The organism is Roseococcus sp. YIM B11640 (genome assembly GCF_049727625.1).
GTDB lineage: Bacteria > Pseudomonadota > Alphaproteobacteria > Acetobacterales > Acetobacteraceae > Roseococcus.
Map to the genome: position 1 here is coordinate 985,030 of NZ_JBBJOZ010000002.1, position 14,944 is coordinate 999,973.

Here is a 14,944-nt window from a genome sequence, read left to right on the forward strand (position 1 = left end):
GCTCCGGGGGGGTGGCAAATGATCCGGCCGCCCCAAGTGGGCCCCTAACTTCGCCTTTCAGGATTGGACCCAGATCAGCATGGATCGCATCCGCATCCGCGGCGGCGTGCCCCTCAAGGGCACCGTTCCCATCTCCGGCGCCAAGAACGCCGCCCTGCCGCTGATGGCAGCCGCCCTGCTGGCCGATGGCCCCCTGACGCTGACCAACGCGCCGGACCTCGCGGACATCGCCACCATGCGCGCGCTGCTGAGCCAGCATGGGCTGGAGGTGGTGCACGACAAGCAGGCCCGCACCCTCACCATGAAGGGCGCCGCCACCAACTTCGAGGCGCCCTACGACATCGTGCGCAAGATGCGCGCCTCGGTCCTGGTGCTCGGCCCCCTGCTCGCCCGCTTCGGCCAGGCGCGCGTCTCGCTGCCCGGCGGTTGCGCCATCGGCACCCGCCCGGTGGACCTGCACCTCAAGGGGCTGGAACAGCTCGGCGCCGAGGTCGAGATCACGGCGGGCTACATCGAGGCCCGCGCGCCGAAGGGCAAGCTGACCGGCGCGCGCATCATCTTCCCCCAGGTCTCCGTCGGCGCCACCGAGAACCTGCTCATGGCCGCCTGCCTCGCCGAGGGCGAGACGGAGCTGGTGAACGCGGCCCGCGAGCCCGAGATCAGCGACCTCGCCATGTGCCTCATGCGCATGGGCGCGCGCATCGAGGGTATCGGCACGGACCGGCTGCGGGTGGAAGGCGGCGCGACGCTGCTCTCGGCCACGCACCCCATCGTGCCCGACCGCATTGAGGCCGGCACCTATGCCTGCGCCGCCGCCATCACCGGGGGCACGCTGCACCTGGAAGGCGCGCGGCTGGAACACCTCGGCTCCGTTGCGCGCGTGCTGCGCGACAGCGGCGTCGATGTCGCCGAGACCAATTCGGGGCTCACCGTCAGCCGCCTCAACGGGTTGCGCGGCGCCGACGTGATGACCGAGCCCTTCCCCGGCTTCGCCACCGACATGCAGGCCCAGTTCATGGCGCTGATGACGGTGGCCGAAGGTGCCTCGATGATCACCGAGACGATCTTCGAGAACCGCTTCATGCACGTGCCCGAGCTCATGCGCATGGGCGCGCGCATCAACTTCCACGGCACCTCCGCGATCGTGCGCGGCGTGCCCAGGCTCTCGGGCGCGCCCGTCATGGCGACGGACCTGCGCGCCTCGGTCAGCCTCATCCTCGCCGGCCTCGCCGCCGAGGGCGAGACCATCGTGAACCGCGTCTATCACCTGGATCGCGGCTACGAGCATGTCGAGCAGAAGCTGGCCGCCGTGGGAGCCGAGATCGAAAGACTTCCTTCCTGATGGACCTGCCGCTCTTCGCCAACCTGGCCGATGTCGAGACGGGGCTGATCCTGGCCCTGCCGAAAGGCCGCATTCTCTCCGAGCTCAAGCCCGTGCTGGCGCGCGCCGGCATCGTCCCCGCCGCCGACTTCGTGGACGAGGACAGCCGCCGCCTGCGCTTCGAGACGAACGACCCCGCGCTCGACGTCGTGCGCGTGCGGCCCTTCGACGTCGCGACCTTCGTGGCGCACGGCGCGGCGCATATCGGCGTCTGCGGCGCCGACGTGCTGATGGAATACGACACCGACCAGATCTACGCGCCGCTCGACCTCGGCATCGGGCGTTGCCGCGTCTCGGTGGCGGAGCAGGCGGCGACGGCCGGGCTGGACGACCCCACGCGCTGGTCGCGCCTCGCGGTGGCCACGAAATATCCCAACATCGCGCGCCGCCACTTCGCCGCGCGCGGCGTGCAGGCGGAGGTCGTGCACCTCAATGGCGCGATGGAGCTGGCGCCCTCGCTCGGGCTCTCCCGCGTGATCGTGGACCTGGTGCAGACCGGCTCGACGCTGAAGGCCAACGGGCTGGTGGAGACGGAGGTGATCGCCAACGTCACCTCGCGCCTCATCGTGAACCGCACGGCGCTCAAGACCCGGCCCGAGGAGATCACGAGCTGGATCGCGCGCTTCCGCGCCGCCCTCGAGGGCTGAGCGTGGAAAAGCTTTCGACGGCGCAGCCCGATTTCGAGGCGCGCTTCACCGCGCTGCTCGACACGGCGCGCGAGACGACGGCGCGCGTGGACGGCGTGGTCGCCGGCATCATCGGCGAGATCCGGCAGGAGGGCGACGCCGCCCTGCTGCGCCTGACGACCCGCTTCGACGGCTGGGCGCCCGCCGATGCCGCGGCGCTGCGCGTGACCGAGGCCGAGATCGACGCGGCCGTGGCCGGCATCGAGCCCGGCCTCGCCGCCGCGCTCGACACCGCCGCGGCGCGCATCGAGGCCTTCCACCGCGCGCAGCTGCCCCCCGACATCGAGCTTCCGGGCACGGATGGCGTGGCGCTCGGCATGCGCTGGGGCGCGCTGGATGCGGTCGGGCTCTATGTGCCGGGCGGCAAGGCGGCCTATCCCTCCTCGGTGCTGATGAATGCCATTCCCGCGCGCGTCGCGGGCGTGCCGCGCGTGGCCATGGCCGTGCCGACGCCGGGCGGCGAGCTGAACCCGCTGGTGCTGGCCGCGGCCCGCCGCGCGGGCGTTTCCGAGATCTGGCGCGTGGGCGGCGCGCAGGCGGTGGCCGCGCTGGCCTGGGGCACCGAGAGCGTGGCGCCGGTGGACCGCATCGTCGGTCCCGGCAATGCCTATGTGGCCGAGGCCAAGCGCCAGGTCTTCGGCCGCGTCGGCATCGACAGCATCGCGGGGCCCTCCGAGGTGCTGGTGCTGGCCGATGCCGCGAACGACCCCGCGCATGTGGCGATGGACCTCATGGCCCAGGCCGAGCATGACGAGGCCGCGCAATCCATCCTCATCACCGATGACGAAGCCTTCGGCGCCGCCGTGGCGCGCGAGGTGGAGCGCGTGCTGGCCACCCTGCCCCGCCGCGACATCGCGGGCGAGAGCTGGAAGCGCCACGGCGCCGTGATCCTGGTGCGCGACTGGGACGAGGCGGCGGCGCTCGCCAACCGCCTGGCCGCCGAGCACCTGCAGATCATGGTCGAGAATCCGCGCGCGATCTTCGCCAAGGTGCGGCATGCGGGCGCGGCCTTCCTCGGCCGCCACACGCCCGAGGCGCTGGGCGACTACGTGGCCGGGCCGAACCACGTGCTGCCCACGGGGCGCAGCAGCCGCTTCTCCTCGGGGCTATCGATCTTCGATTTCCTCAAGCGCACGACCTGGGTCGAGGCGACGGAGGACGGGCTGAGGGCAATCGGCCCCGCCGCGGTGCAGCTCGCGGAGGCCGAGGGCCTGGGCGCGCATGCGGCCAGCATCGCGCTGCGCCTGCGGCGGAACGCGCCGGGCGTGTAACGGCCCGAGGCTGAGCCTCGGGCCGCTGGGTCCTAATCGCCCGCCTTCCGCTCGCGCAGCTTCAGGCGCTCCATCTCCGGCACGTCCTGGCCCGCATCCACGAAGGCCTTCTTCAGCGCCTCGAGGTTGGGCGCGAAGATCCCCTCGCGGTTCGCCACGCACCATTCGCGGCTCTCGGTCTGCATGCGCAGGCTGCCCTGGAAGCGCGGCATGACCCAGCGCGCGAAGAGCTCGTAGCTGCGCAGCGTCTGCTCGCGGTCGGCCCATTCGTGGCTGCGGAAGAGAATGCCGCCGGCGCCGCCATCGGTGAACTCGATCAGCCGCTCGATGCCCTTGGCCACCGTGTCGGGGCTGCCGACCAGCGTGGTGCCGGCCTTGAGTCCGTCGCGCAGCGGCTCCTCCGAGCGCGTGGGCGGGCGGCCCAGCACCTCGCCGAAATAGTCCTCGGTCTCCAGCCGCTCGCCGGCCTTCACCTGGCGGATCGCGAGCTCGTCATCCTCGGCGCAGTGCAGGTTCACGACCAGGCGCCAGTCCTTGCGGTTCATCTTCTTGCCGTGCTTCGCGGCCTCGGATTCCGCGAGGCGCCACTGCTCGGCCAGCTTCTGCGGCCCGCCCGGCAGGCCCGCGCCGAGCGAGATGAGCCCGAGTCCATGCTTGGCCGCCGCCAGCGCGCCCGAGGGCGTGGTGGAGGAGGCGACCTTGATGTCGAAGCACGGGTCCGAATAGGGCGCGAGATGCAGCCGCGCGTCGCGCAGCTCGAACCAGTCGGTCTTCATCGTGACCGGCTCCTCGCAGGCGAGGAGCTTCATGATGGCCGCGAGCGCCTCCTCCATGCGAGGGCGCTGGTTCTTGGCTTCCAGCCCCAGCATGTAGGCGTCGGAGATGAGCGCGCCCGGGCCGCAGCCCATCATGGCGCGGCCGCGCGTCATGTGGTCGAGCTGGACGAAGCGCTGCGCCACCAGGAACGGATGATGGTAGGGCAGGCTCGTGACGCCGGAGCCGAGCTTGATGTGCTTGGTGCGCTCCGCCGAGGCCGCGATGATCAACTCGGGGCTCGCGATCGTCTCCCAGCCGGCGGAGTGGTGCTCGCCGATCCAGGCCTCGTCGTAGCCGAGCGAGTCCAGCGCCACGATCAGGTCCAGGTCGCGGCCCAGAGCCAGTGTCGGGTTGTCGCCCAGGCGGTGGAAGGGGGCGAGGAAGATGCCGAATTTCAGGCCCGCATGCGCCATGGCGGCCGTGCTCCGTGACTGTTTGGAGGCAGGCTGACCGCTCGGTCGGTTCAGGTCAACGCTTCCACACGACAAGGGCGACGCCCAAGGCCGCGACGGCGGTGCCCGCGATGGCCTGCATGGGCATCGCATCCCCCAGCACGGCCCAGGCGATCAGCCCCGCCAGCGGCGGCACCAGGAAGAAGACGGAGGAGGCCCGCGCCGCCTCGCCATGGCGCAGCATGGCGAAGAGCAGCGAGAGCGAAATGAGCGAGTTCACGAAGACCAGATAGGCCATGCCCACGAAGAAGCCCGGCGCCCAGTCCACGCTCAGCGTCTCGGTCGCGAGCGCCAGCGGCAGCGTCGCCGCCAGCGCCACCGAGCACATGACGAGGTTCGCCGTGATGAGGTCCGCCGAGCGCCGGGCCTTGCGCTCCATCAGCGCGCCGCCCGTCATGGTGCCGAGGGCGATGAGCGCGAAGAACAGCCCCGTCCAGCCGCTGGCGCTCAGCCCGGCGCGCGAGGTCAGCACCAGCACCGCCCCGAGCAGCCCGAGGCCCAAGCCCAGCCAGCCCTTCGGGCCCACCGGGGGGTCGCCCACCACGCGGGGCGCCAGCAGAGCGACCAGCACCGGCTGCAGCCCGACGATGAGCGCGATCGTATTCGCGCCCATGCCGTGCGACATGGCCATGTTCATCGCGGCGAAATAGGCGAACTGCACCAGCAGCCCCATGCGGACCAGGTGCCAGAAGGTGGCCCGGCTGGGCCTCGCCGGCCGTCGGATCAGCCAGGCCGGGCCCAGCAGCGCGGCCACGATGGCGTAGCGCACGACCTGGATGGTCATGGGCCCCGCATGCGGCAGGCAGAGCAGGATGGCCGTGAAGCCGCCCGACCAGAGCGAGACGAAGAGGAAGGGCGCGGCCGTCAGCCAGGCCGGCCGCGCGTTTGCGCTCAAGGCGTGCGGATCGCGGTCGGGCCGCCATCCACGCGGAGCCGGTCGATGGTGGCGAGGCGCTGCCCGTCGAAGCTCAGCACCTGGATCTCACGTTCCACCATGTTCTGCACGAAGACCCGGCTGCCATCGCTGCTGAACGCCACCCCCTGCGCCCAGGTGCCGATATCGGCCTGGGCGACGCGCTGGAGGCGTCCATCCTCGATCCGCAGCATGACCACCTGCCCGCGACCGCGCAACGGGTGCCCCTCGGGCCGCGTGGAGCCGTTGATGAGCGTGACGGCGACGTGGCGGTTGTCCGGGCTGACCTGCACGCCCTCCGGCGTCGCGCCCACGGTGATCGTATCCACCGCTCGGAAGGGCTCCGACGTCAGCGAGATCAGCGAGGCCGTGTCGGAATCGCCCGAGAGCCGGCCGACATTCCCCACCACCGCCCAGCGGCCATCCGGCGTGATGCCGAAGGAATAGGGGCGGATGCCGACCGTGATGTCGCGCCCCGCGGCCGTCACCTGCTCGCCCTCCACCTTCAGCACGCTCACCATGAAATCGGCGTCGCGGGTGACGAGGGCGAAGCGGCCATCCGGCGTGAACTGCACATGGCTGACGCCCGAGGCCGGCGGCCCGACCGTGAGTGTCGAGACGGGCTCGAGCCGCCCGTTCGCGATGCGGAAGACCGACACGGTCCCCGCGTTCCGGTTCGCCACCAGCGCGAGATTGCCTGCCCGGTTCACCGAGACGCCCGAGGGGCCGAGCCCCGCCTCCACCGTCTGCACCACCGCCGGCGGGCTGGCGCGCAGGTCGATGACGGAGACGCGGTTGTCCGGCACCACGCGCGTGGGATTGGCGGGGTCCACCCTGTTGGAGGAGGCGACGAGCCCGAGGCCGCCATCCGGCGTCAGCGCCACCGAGCTCGGCGGGCCCACGATGGAATGCGGCGCCTGCACCGTCGCCACGATGCGCGGCGGCGTGGCGCCGAGGTCGAGGATGTTGACCGTATCGGCCGGCGGGTTGGGCAGCGTGCGGACCACGCCATTCTCCCAGACCTGCTTGTTGTCGTTGGCCGAGAGCGCGATCTGCGCCTGGGCCGGACATGGGACGGGCGCCGCCCAGAGCAGCGCCGCGGCGGCGAGGATGGTCCTGTGCATGGCATCTCCCTCATCCGGGTCTGTCGCCCGGTGCGGCGAGCGTAGAGCATGGCAAGGCATAGGAGAACCGCACGACGATGGAACCCGGCATCGACCCGATGTCCGGCTTGTCCGACAGGCCTCGCGAGCGGCCACCGCCACCCGCGGAGCCGTGACAGGCCGGTCAATGACCGATGGCGAGAGTCGTTGGGAAAGCTCCGAGCCCGCAGGCAACCGAAAGCAGCCAGGCGATCATGCCGGGGAAGACGAACACGCCCAGGACTTGCTTGGTGTGCTTGATACGTGGCCCGAGCAGGGCGTGCAGGAAGAGGCCGGCGCCCAGGGGAACGCCGATGAAGCGAGCCGCGCCTGCCATCCCGAAGGAAGCACCGGCGATCCAGACAGATGCCGGCAGGTGCACGCACATACGCGCCGCCCAAGTGCCCTGGTGACCGACACCGTTGATCGAGGCCAAGTCCACCATCGCGTCGCAGAACAGCCAGAGGTATCCGGCAAACCTGATTTCGGAGCCGCCGGGAAGAAGCGCGACCACCGGCACCAGCGCCAGGTGGTAAAGAAGGCCCATGCAGTCGCCCAGAAACAGGCTTCTGTGCTTGGATGCGAACATCGCGATCCACCCGCACATCGATAGCAGGGGAAGATACTTAATGTAGTCGGTGAACATCGCACGTTCCTCGTCCGCGTGCCTCAGCACGTGATTGACAGAGGCGCTCAGCCGATCCGGCGATGCTTCAGGCGAAAAGGCGCAGCAACGACGGGCGGGCTGATACGCTCGCTTCCGTCGAGGTCCGCGGCCCCGTTCAGGGCTGGAAGAACCGTTCCGAAGAACGGTGGCCGGGGCTCACCAGATACCGGCCTGCCATTTTCGACGCGATCCATATGGACCGCGGCGGCTTCGGCGTAAAGGAACGTGACGGCAGAAGGTCGATGGCCGGCGAGGGAAACCCCTCGCTCGCCGGCTTCTGCGGGGCCGGTGTGCGGCGGCTCGACGGCCTGCGCTTCGAGCTCCGTCTCCAGGGCTCGCACCGGAGCGCGGCCCCGAGATCCCGATCGTCGATTTCGTGCGCTGAGAACTGGCAAAAACCGCCGCGTCCGGGCAGAAGGAAGCCATAAGAATCGACGGGAGACTTCCAGCCATGACCACACGCCGCACGGTGCTGGCGGGCGCGCTCGCCACCCCCGCCATCCTGGCCATCCCCGGGCTCGCCCGCCGCGCCCAGGCGCAGGAAGTGACGTTGCGCCTGCACCATTTCCTGCCCGCCGTCGCCAATGTGCACCGCCACTTCCTGCAGCCCTGGGCGCAGAAGGTCGGCACCGAGAGCGGCGGGCGCATCCGCATCCAGATCTTCCCGGCCATGCAGCTCGGCGGCGCGCCGCCGCAGCTCTACGACCAGGCGCGCGACGGCGTGGTGGACATCATCTGGACGCTGCCGGGCAACACGCCGGGCCGCTTCCCCTCCATCGAGGTGATCGAGCTGCCCTTCGTCGCGCACAAGCGGGCCAGCGTGAACGCGCGCGTGGTGCAGCAGCTCTACGAGACGCGCTTCCGGCAGGAATTCGCCGACACGCACCTCATCTGCGCCTGGGCGCATGATGCGGGCGTGATCCATTCCCGCCGCGAGGTGAAGCGGCAGGAGGACCTGGCCGGGCTCAAGCTGCGCTTCCCCTCGCGCCAGGCGGGCGAGGCGCTGCGCGCGCTGGGCGCGGCCCCCATCGGCCTGCCCATTCCGCAGGTGCCCGAGGCGCTGGCCCAGGGCGCCATCGACGGCGCCGTGGTGCCTTGGGAGGTCGTGCCCTCCATCCGCCTGCACGAGACGCTGCGCAACCACACCGAGATCGCCGGCAGCCCGACCTTCTACACCGCGAGCTTCGTGCTCGCGATGAACAAGGCGAAGTACGAGGGCCTGCCGGCCGACCTGCGCGCCGTGCTGGACGCGAACAGCGGCCAGGTGGCCGCCGCCATGGCCGCCCCCGTCTGGGACGTGCAGGGACCGCAGGTCGAGGCCATGGTGCGCCGCCGCGGCAACGCCATCTACGAGCTGCCGGAGGAGGAGCGCGCCCGCTGGGCCCGCACCACCCAGCCCGTCATCGACAACTGGGTCCGCGCCATGACCGAGCGCAACATCCAGGCGGGCGCGCTGCTGGAGGAGACGCGCGCCCTGATTGCCCAGTACGGCCAGGGCGTGACCTGAGCGTGCCGTCGCGCGGTCCCCTCGGGCGGCTTGCCGCCGCGCTCGCCGTGGCGGGCGGGCTGGTGCTGCTCGCGACCGCGCTGCTCACCACGCTTTCCGTGCTGATGCGCTGGCTGACCAACCAGCCCATCCGCGGCGATTTCGAGCTGGTCTCGCTGGGCTCCGGCCTCGCGGTGCTGGCCTTCCTGCCCTGGGGCAGCCGCATGCGCTCCAACATCCTGGTGGACAGCTTCACCACGCGCCTGTCCGCGCGGGCCAACGGCGTGCTGGACGCCTTCTGGAGCCTCGCCTGGGCCGCGACGACGCTGCTGATCGCCGAGCGCATGGCGCGCGGCGCGGTGGACAGCTTCGCCAACGGCATGCGGACCATGGGCTTGCTCTCCCTGCCCTATTGGTGGGCGGTCGCGATCGGCGCGCTGTGCTTCGCGCTGGCGGGGCTGGCGGCGCTGGCCTGGATTCCGCGCCTGGCGCGGGGCGAGGGCTGATGGCGCCTGAGTTCCAGCTGGCCGCGCTCGGCTTCGCGGGGCTGCTGCTGCTGATCGCGCTGCGCGCGCCCATCGCGCTCGCCATGCTGCTGGTGGGGGCGGCGGGCTATGTCCACATCCTCGATGCGGCGGCGCTGTTCAACTACCTCAAGACCACGCCCTACCACCTCTTCGCCAGCTACACGCTCAGCGTCATCCCACTCTTTATATTGATGGGCGCCCTGGCCGAGCGCGGCGGCCTGGCGCGGGATCTCTTCGCCGCCGCCAATGCCGTGCTGGGGCGGCGGCCCGGCGGCTTGGCCATGAGCGTGATCGGCGCCTGCGCCGCCTTCGGCGCGGTCTGCGGCAGCTCGGTCGCCACCACCGCCACCTTCGGCCGCGCGGCCCTGCCCGAGCTGCTGCGCTTCGGCTACGCGCCGGGCTTCGCGACCGGGACCATCGCGGCGGGCGGGACGCTCGGCATCCTCATCCCGCCCTCGGTCATCCTGGTGGTCTACGCCATCAGCACCGAGCAGAACGTCGCCAAGCTCTTCATGGCCGCCTTCCTGCCGGGGCTGATGGCGACGGGTTTCTACCTCGGCGCCATCTGGCTCTGGATGCGGCGGCGGCCGGAGCTCGGCCCGCCCGCGCCGCCGCTGGCGCCGGGCGAGCGCCGCCGCGCCTTCCGGCAGGTGCTGCCGGTGCTGGCCATCGCGGTGGTGGTGGTGGGTGGCATCTATGGCGGCATCTTCACGCCGACCGAATCCGCCGGCGTCGGCTGCATCGCCGTGCTGGCGCTGGGCCTCGCGCGCCGGACGCTGGACTTCGCCGAGATCCGCGCCGCGCTGCTCGCCACCGCCGAGACCACGGCGATGATCTTCGCCATCCTGCTGGGTGCCGAGGTCTTCAACGCCTTCCTTGCGCTGTCCCAGGCGCCGGACCTGCTGGCCCTCTGGGTCACCGAGCAGGACTTCCCGCCCTATGGCGTGCTGGTCGCGCTGCTGGTCACCTACATCATCCTCGGCGCCGTGATGGACGAGCTGGCGATGATCCTGCTGACGCTGCCCGTCTTCTTCCCCGTCGTCACCGCGCTCGACTTCGGCATGACGGGCGAGGAGACGGCCATCTGGTTCGGCATGCTGGTGCTGATCGTCGTCGGCATCGGGCTCACCGCGCCGCCCATCGGGCTGAATGTCTTCGTGATCTCCGCCATCGCGCGGAACATTCCCATCGCCCAGACCTACCGGGGCGTGCTGCCCTTCCTGGCCACGGACCTCATCCGCCTCGCCCTCTGCGTGACCTTCCCCGCGCTGAGCCTTTGGCTCGTGCGACTGTTGACGTAGGATCGCCCCATGTCCGACCCCACCCCTTACGCGCGGGCGCTCCCAGGCACCCAGCCGCCCCTCGACAGCCCGGCCTATGGGAGCACCCACAAGCGGGCCCCGAGGCAGGAGGCGGTCCGCGCGCCCTTCACGCTGACGGAGGCAAGCTCCCCTCGCCTCTCGCCCAGCTTCATGCCCGTGCATGCCGACATGTCGGTGGTGGACGGGCATGCGGCGATGGGGGAGCGCATCATCGTCGCCGGCCGCGTGCTGGACGAGGACGGTCGCCCGCTGCGCGGCAGCATGGTCGAGGTCTGGCAGGCCAATGCCGCCGGCCGCTACCACCATGAGCGCGACCAGCATGACGCGCCGCTCGATCCGCATTTCTCGGGCCAGGCGCGCCTCTTCACGGACGAGGACGGCTGGTACCGCTTCACCACCATCCGCCCCGGCGCCTATCCCTGGCGCAACCACCACAATGCGTGGCGGCCGGTGCATATCCATTTCAGCCTCTTCGGCCAGGGCTTCGCGCAGCGGCTGATCACGCAGATGTACTTCCCCGGCGACCCGCTGCTGGCGCTCGACCCCATCTTCCTCTCCACGGCCGACGAGAAGGCGCGCGAGCGCCTGGTCTCCAAGTTCGACCTGGACATCACGAAGCCCGAATTCGCCCTCGGCTACCGCTTCGACATCACGCTGCGCGGCCATGCCGCCACGCCCTTCGAGGACGATCACCACGCATGAGCACGGCCCATCAGACAGCCGGCCCGTACTGGCACCTCATCGACTTCCCCGAATGGGCTGACCTGCTGCGCGAGGACGGCCCCAATGCGGGCGCGCAGGGTGAGCGCATCACGCTCCAGGGCACCGTGACGGATGGCGACGGCGCGCTCGTCACCGATGCGATGATCGAGATCTGGCACGCCGACCCGCAGGGCCATTACGACGGTGCCTTCCAGGGCTTCGGCCGCTGCGCCACCGATGCCGAGGGGCGCTTCCGCTTCACCACGCTGAAGCCCGGCGCGGTGCCCGGCCGCGGCAACACGCTGCAGGCGCCGCATGTGCAGGTCAGCATCTTCGCGCGCGGCCTGCTGCAGCACCTCACCACCCGCCTCTACTTCGCCGACGAGCCGCTGAACGAGAGCGACCCGCTCCTCGCCCTCGTGCCGGCCGAGCGCCGCTGCACCATGATCGCGACGCCGGTGGCGCCCGCCACCTGGCAGCTCGACATCCGCCTGCAGGGCGGGGCGGAAACCGTTTTCCTGGATATCTGACATGCCCGTGAATCCCGCCGACTCCCCCGTGATGGGCGTGCTCTACGGCACCGACGCCATGCGCGCGGCCATGAGCGAGCGCGCCTTCCTCCAGCGCATGCTGGACACCGAGGCCGCGCTGGCCCGCGCGCAGGCGCGCCTGGGCATCGTGCCGCCGGAAGCCGCGGCCGCCATCACCAGCGCCGCGCTGGTGGAGAAGCTCGACTTCGAGGCGCTCGGCGCCGCCACGCGCAATACCGGCTATCCGGTGGTCGGCCTCGTGAAGCAGCTCACCGCCGCCGCCGGCCCGGATGCGGGCCGCTGGACGCATTGGGGCGCCACCACCCAGGACATCATGGACACCGCCGTCGTGCTCCAGATGCGCCAGGGCCTCGCCCTGCTGCGCGCCGAGCTCGTGGAGGTGAATGCCGCGCTCGGCCAGCTCGCGCGCCGGCATCGCGGCACCATCATGGCCGGTCGCACACATCTGCAGCACGCCCTGCCCGTCACCTTCGGCTACAAGGTCGCGGTCTGGCTCTCGCCGCTCATCACCATGCTGGAGCGGCTGGACCAGATGCGCCCGCGCGTGGAGCGCCTGCAGTTCGGCGGCGCCGCGGGCACGCTCGCCTCGCTCGGCGAGCAGGGCATCGCGGTCCAGAAGGAGCTGGCGCGCGAGCTCGGCCTCGCCTGCCCCGACATCCCCTGGCATGTCGCGCGGGACGGCTTCTGCGAGGCGGTGAACTTCCTCGGCCTCGTCTGCGGGGCGCTCTCCAAGATCGCGACCGACGTCATCCTGCTCATGCAGACCGAGGTCGCGGAGGTGAACGAGCCGCACGTGACCGGGCGCGGCGGCAGCTCCACCATGCCGCAGAAGCGCAACCCGATCTCCTGCGAGTACATCATCGCCCAGTCGCGCGGCGTGCACGCGCTGGTGCCGCAGATGCTGAGCGCGATGGCGCAGGACCAGGAGCGCGGCACCGGCCCCTGGCAGACCGAGCTGCTGGCCATCGGCCAGGCCTTCAACCTCACGCACGGCGCGCTGGCCCAGGCCCGCTTCCTCGCGGAAGGGCTGGTGGTGGACCCGGCGCGCATGCTGAAGAACCTGGCCTCCACCGGCGGCCTTATCGCGGCCGAGCAGGTGATGATGGAGCTCGCCCCCGTGCTCGGCCGTGGCGAGGCGCATCACGTGGTGAACCACGCCTGCGACGTGGCCATCGCCGAGGGCATCCCGCTCGCCCAGGCGCTGGAGCGCGAGCAGGAGGTGACGGCCCGCGTGGACCGGGCCCGGATCGCGGCCATGTGCAATCCGGAGAACTACCTCGGCAGCGCGCTGCGCTTCGTGGACCAGGTGCTGGAACGGCTGCGCTGACGCGTCAGCCGCCGACGGCGCGGTCCCGGCCCAGGTCCTTCGCCTCGTAGAGCCGCATGTCGGCCTTCCGCAGCAGGGCATCGAAGGTCGCGGCATCGGCGGGAAAGCTGGCGATGCCGATGGAGGCCGTGAGCGGCTGGGACGCTCCCCCGCTTCCCGCCACCGCCCGCCGCAGCCGCTCCGCGTAGCGCGGCAGGTCCTCCTCGGCGAGGCCGCCGGAGAGGATCACGAATTCGTCGCCGCCATAGCGGAAGACCTCGTCGCTCGGCCGGATCGAAGCCAGGAGCGCGTTCACGACGCGCTTGAGCGCCAGGTCGCCGGCCTGGTGTCCCTGCGTGTCGTTGACCTGCTTGAAATGGTCGATGTCCACGAGCGCGAGGCTCAGCGAACCGCCCTCCGCGATGGCGCGGGCGAGGCGCGCGGGGGCCGCCGTCTCGAAATGCCGCCGGTTGAACGCGCCGGTCAGCGGGTCGGTCCGGCTGGCGCTCAGCAGGGCCTCGTAGCGGTGGCGGTAAGTCAGCTTGCCGAAGAGCTGGGCCGTCCCGGACCCCTCATGCCCGGCCGGCGGCCGCTCCACCCAGCGCAGGTAGAAGGCGGCCATCAGCGTGAAGCACAGCGAGGCGCCCATCTTCGCGACCCAGCCGCCGAACAGCGCCGCCGCCGGCGTCCCCGCCACGATGTGGAGTCCCGTGAAGAAGGCGATCTGGTCGAAGGTCAGCACCGCCGTCAGGCTCAGCAGCATCGGCAGGAAGGTGTGCCCGGGCCATCGGCGGGACAGCGCCTCGTAGACCAGCACGATCGCGAGGCTGTCGAGGAAGAGCAGCGTCGTGCCCCAGACCATCAGCACGCCGACATGGTCGATCAGCACGAGGTCCGGCCCCAGGTGCGAGAGGCCGGAGGCGGGCTCGTAGAAGCGCAGCAGCAGCACCAGGCCGACCATGAGCGCATTGCCGATCAGCAGGCCATAGATCGGCTGGCGAACGGTCTCGCTGTCCTCGATGATGTAGAGCAGCAGGATCATCGCCAGCTTGCCGCTGAACATCACGGTCGAGCCGGGGGAGATGAGGCCGAAGGGCAACTCGATGAAGAAGACGGCCGCGAGATAGGTCTCGAGAAAGTGCATCACGCCGAGGGCACAGACGAAGACCCCGATCCCGAATCCGCGCCGGAACCGCAGCAGCGCCGTCATGACACCGAAATAAAGGAAAGCCTGGGTCAGCAGCAGAAGAGAGCCAGCCAAATTCCGTCGTCCACTTCATGGTCGTATCCCTCCGGGACTTAGCGTCAAATCCCGGAAACGACGACATGCCCCCGGCCGGGCGCATCACTCCAGCACGAAGCGCCCCTGCAGCCGGTGCCCATCGCCGAGCTGCGCGGTGAACACCACCCGGGCGCCGGCGCCCGGCGCGGCCGCGAGCGTGCCCTCCAGCCTGTTCGGCGCCACCGCGCGCAGGGTGACGTGGGACGTCTGGCCGCCGGACTGCACCATGAGCCTGCCCTGGGCGCCCCGGCTGCTCATGGGCTGCGAGCCGTCCATGAGGAACATGGTGGCCGTCGTGCCCGAAATGACGAGCTCGTAGACATGCCCGTGCTCGGAGGCCAGCACGCCGCCATTCGGCCCGCGCGCGGGCTGCGCCGACACGGGCGCGGCCGCCAGAAGCAGCGCGGCGGGAAGGATGCGTCGCGGGAAATTCATGGATC

General features: G+C 70.8%; 16 protein-coding genes. 9 read left to right on the forward strand and 7 right to left on the reverse strand.

Going from position 1 to position 14,944, the window contains the following annotated elements; all coding sequences use genetic code 11:
• The first annotated feature begins 79 nt into the window (after nucleotides 1–79).
• The 3 genes from murA to hisD are packed head-to-tail and all read left to right on the forward strand — an operon-like array spanning nucleotide 80 to nucleotide 3,338.
• Complete coding sequence (gene murA, locus WJM96_RS12200; RefSeq protein WP_424812763.1) at nucleotides 80–1,342, forward strand: UDP-N-acetylglucosamine 1-carboxyvinyltransferase; 1,263 nt, start codon at nucleotides 80–82, stop codon at nucleotides 1,340–1,342.
• Nucleotides 1,342–2,028, forward strand: coding sequence for an ATP phosphoribosyltransferase (hisG, locus tag WJM96_RS12205; RefSeq protein WP_424812764.1), 687 nt, complete (start codon nucleotides 1,342–1,344; stop codon nucleotides 2,026–2,028). Before murA ends, hisG begins: the two co-directional genes overlap by 1 nt.
• 2 nt (nucleotides 2,029–2,030) lie before the next feature.
• Complete coding sequence (gene hisD, locus WJM96_RS12210; protein ID WP_424812765.1) at nucleotides 2,031–3,338, forward strand: histidinol dehydrogenase; 1,308 nt, start codon at nucleotides 2,031–2,033, stop codon at nucleotides 3,336–3,338.
• A gap of 32 nt (nucleotides 3,339–3,370) precedes the next feature.
• Here the strand turns inward: hisD and WJM96_RS12215 are convergent, their stop codons facing one another.
• The 5 genes from WJM96_RS12215 to WJM96_RS12235 all read right to left on the reverse strand — a co-directional run bounded on the left by WJM96_RS12215 (nucleotide 3,371) and on the right by WJM96_RS12235 (nucleotide 7,669).
• The gene (locus WJM96_RS12215; protein WP_424812766.1) at nucleotides 3,371–4,567 is read right to left on the reverse strand and encodes an LLM class flavin-dependent oxidoreductase; all 1,197 of its coding nucleotides are present in this window, start codon (nucleotides 4,565–4,567) and stop codon (nucleotides 3,371–3,373) included.
• A 55-nt stretch (nucleotides 4,568–4,622) separates the two neighbouring features.
• Nucleotides 4,623–5,501: a DMT family transporter gene (locus WJM96_RS12220; RefSeq protein WP_424812767.1), complete on the reverse strand. Its 879-nt coding sequence runs from the start codon at nucleotides 5,499–5,501 to the stop codon at nucleotides 4,623–4,625.
• The gene (locus WJM96_RS12225) at nucleotides 5,498–6,643 is read right to left on the reverse strand and encodes a lactonase family protein (RefSeq protein ID WP_424812768.1); all 1,146 of its coding nucleotides are present in this window, start codon (nucleotides 6,641–6,643) and stop codon (nucleotides 5,498–5,500) included. Before WJM96_RS12225 ends, WJM96_RS12220 begins: the two co-directional genes overlap by 4 nt.
• 163 nt (nucleotides 6,644–6,806) lie before the next feature.
• Nucleotides 6,807–7,307, reverse strand: a complete 501-nt coding sequence (locus tag WJM96_RS12230) for a hypothetical protein (protein WP_424812769.1) — start codon at nucleotides 7,305–7,307, stop codon at nucleotides 6,807–6,809.
• Between the two features lie 47 nt (nucleotides 7,308–7,354).
• A complete protein-coding gene (locus WJM96_RS12235; protein ID WP_424812770.1) occupies nucleotides 7,355–7,669 on the reverse strand; it encodes a hypothetical protein in 315 nt (104 codons plus the stop codon).
• Between the two features lie 110 nt (nucleotides 7,670–7,779).
• Between WJM96_RS12235 and WJM96_RS12240 the strand changes: the two genes are divergently transcribed.
• The 6 genes from WJM96_RS12240 to pcaB are packed head-to-tail and all read left to right on the forward strand — an operon-like array spanning nucleotide 7,780 to nucleotide 13,243.
• On the forward strand, nucleotides 7,780–8,835 hold the full coding sequence (locus tag WJM96_RS12240) for a TRAP transporter substrate-binding protein (protein WP_424812771.1): 1,056 nt from the start codon (nucleotides 7,780–7,782) through the stop codon (nucleotides 8,833–8,835).
• Nucleotides 8,836–8,837: 2 nt separating this feature from the next.
• Complete coding sequence (locus WJM96_RS12245; RefSeq protein ID WP_424812772.1) at nucleotides 8,838–9,320, forward strand: TRAP transporter small permease; 483 nt, start codon at nucleotides 8,838–8,840, stop codon at nucleotides 9,318–9,320.
• Complete coding sequence (locus tag WJM96_RS12250; RefSeq protein ID WP_424812773.1) at nucleotides 9,320–10,642, forward strand: TRAP transporter large permease; 1,323 nt, start codon at nucleotides 9,320–9,322, stop codon at nucleotides 10,640–10,642. The genes WJM96_RS12245 and WJM96_RS12250 overlap by 1 nt, the downstream gene beginning before the upstream one ends.
• A 9-nt stretch (nucleotides 10,643–10,651) precedes the next feature.
• Entirely contained in the window at nucleotides 10,652–11,365 is a 714-nt protein-coding gene (gene pcaH, locus WJM96_RS12255) for a protocatechuate 3,4-dioxygenase subunit beta (protein ID WP_424812774.1), read from the forward strand.
• Nucleotides 11,362–11,895 (forward strand): protocatechuate 3,4-dioxygenase subunit alpha, encoded by a 534-nt coding sequence (pcaG, locus tag WJM96_RS12260; RefSeq protein ID WP_424812775.1) that lies wholly within the window; start codon nucleotides 11,362–11,364, stop codon nucleotides 11,893–11,895. The genes pcaH and pcaG overlap by 4 nt, the downstream gene beginning before the upstream one ends.
• 1 nt (nucleotide 11,896) lies before the next feature.
• The gene (pcaB, locus tag WJM96_RS12265; RefSeq protein ID WP_424812776.1) at nucleotides 11,897–13,243 is read left to right on the forward strand and encodes a 3-carboxy-cis,cis-muconate cycloisomerase; all 1,347 of its coding nucleotides are present in this window, start codon (nucleotides 11,897–11,899) and stop codon (nucleotides 13,241–13,243) included.
• Between the two features lie 4 nt (nucleotides 13,244–13,247).
• Here pcaB and WJM96_RS12270 read toward each other — a convergent pair whose 3' ends face one another.
• Entirely contained in the window at nucleotides 13,248–14,483 is a 1,236-nt protein-coding gene (locus WJM96_RS12270; protein WP_424812777.1) for a diguanylate cyclase, read from the reverse strand.
• 84 nt (nucleotides 14,484–14,567) lie between these two features.
• The gene (locus WJM96_RS12275; RefSeq protein ID WP_424812778.1) at nucleotides 14,568–14,939 is read right to left on the reverse strand and encodes a hypothetical protein; all 372 of its coding nucleotides are present in this window, start codon (nucleotides 14,937–14,939) and stop codon (nucleotides 14,568–14,570) included.
• Nucleotides 14,940–14,944: the final 5 nt, after the last annotated feature.

Bases quoted from the DNA above. Each gene is read 5' to 3' on its own strand.
- WJM96_RS12215 (WP_424812766.1), bottom strand. From the start codon at position 4,567: ATGGCGCATGCGGGCCTGAAATTCGGCATCTTCCTCGCCCCCTTCCAC.
- WJM96_RS12275 (WP_424812778.1), bottom strand. From the start codon at position 14,939: ATGAATTTCCCGCGACGCATCCTTCCCGCCGCGCTGCTTCTGGCGGCC.
- WJM96_RS12225 (WP_424812768.1), bottom strand. From the start codon at position 6,643: ATGCACAGGACCATCCTCGCCGCCGCGGCGCTGCTCTGGGCGGCGCCC.
- hisG (WP_424812764.1), top strand. From the start codon at position 1,342: ATGGACCTGCCGCTCTTCGCCAACCTGGCCGATGTCGAGACGGGGCTG.
- pcaH (WP_424812774.1), top strand. From the start codon at position 10,652: ATGTCCGACCCCACCCCTTACGCGCGGGCGCTCCCAGGCACCCAGCCG.
- pcaB (WP_424812776.1), top strand. From the start codon at position 11,897: ATGCCCGTGAATCCCGCCGACTCCCCCGTGATGGGCGTGCTCTACGGC.
- WJM96_RS12230 (WP_424812769.1), bottom strand. From the start codon at position 7,307: ATGTTCACCGACTACATTAAGTATCTTCCCCTGCTATCGATGTGCGGG.
- WJM96_RS12240 (WP_424812771.1), top strand. From the start codon at position 7,780: ATGACCACACGCCGCACGGTGCTGGCGGGCGCGCTCGCCACCCCCGCC.
- murA (WP_424812763.1), top strand. From the start codon at position 80: ATGGATCGCATCCGCATCCGCGGCGGCGTGCCCCTCAAGGGCACCGTT.
- pcaG (WP_424812775.1), top strand. From the start codon at position 11,362: ATGAGCACGGCCCATCAGACAGCCGGCCCGTACTGGCACCTCATCGAC.
- WJM96_RS12250 (WP_424812773.1), top strand. From the start codon at position 9,320: ATGGCGCCTGAGTTCCAGCTGGCCGCGCTCGGCTTCGCGGGGCTGCTG.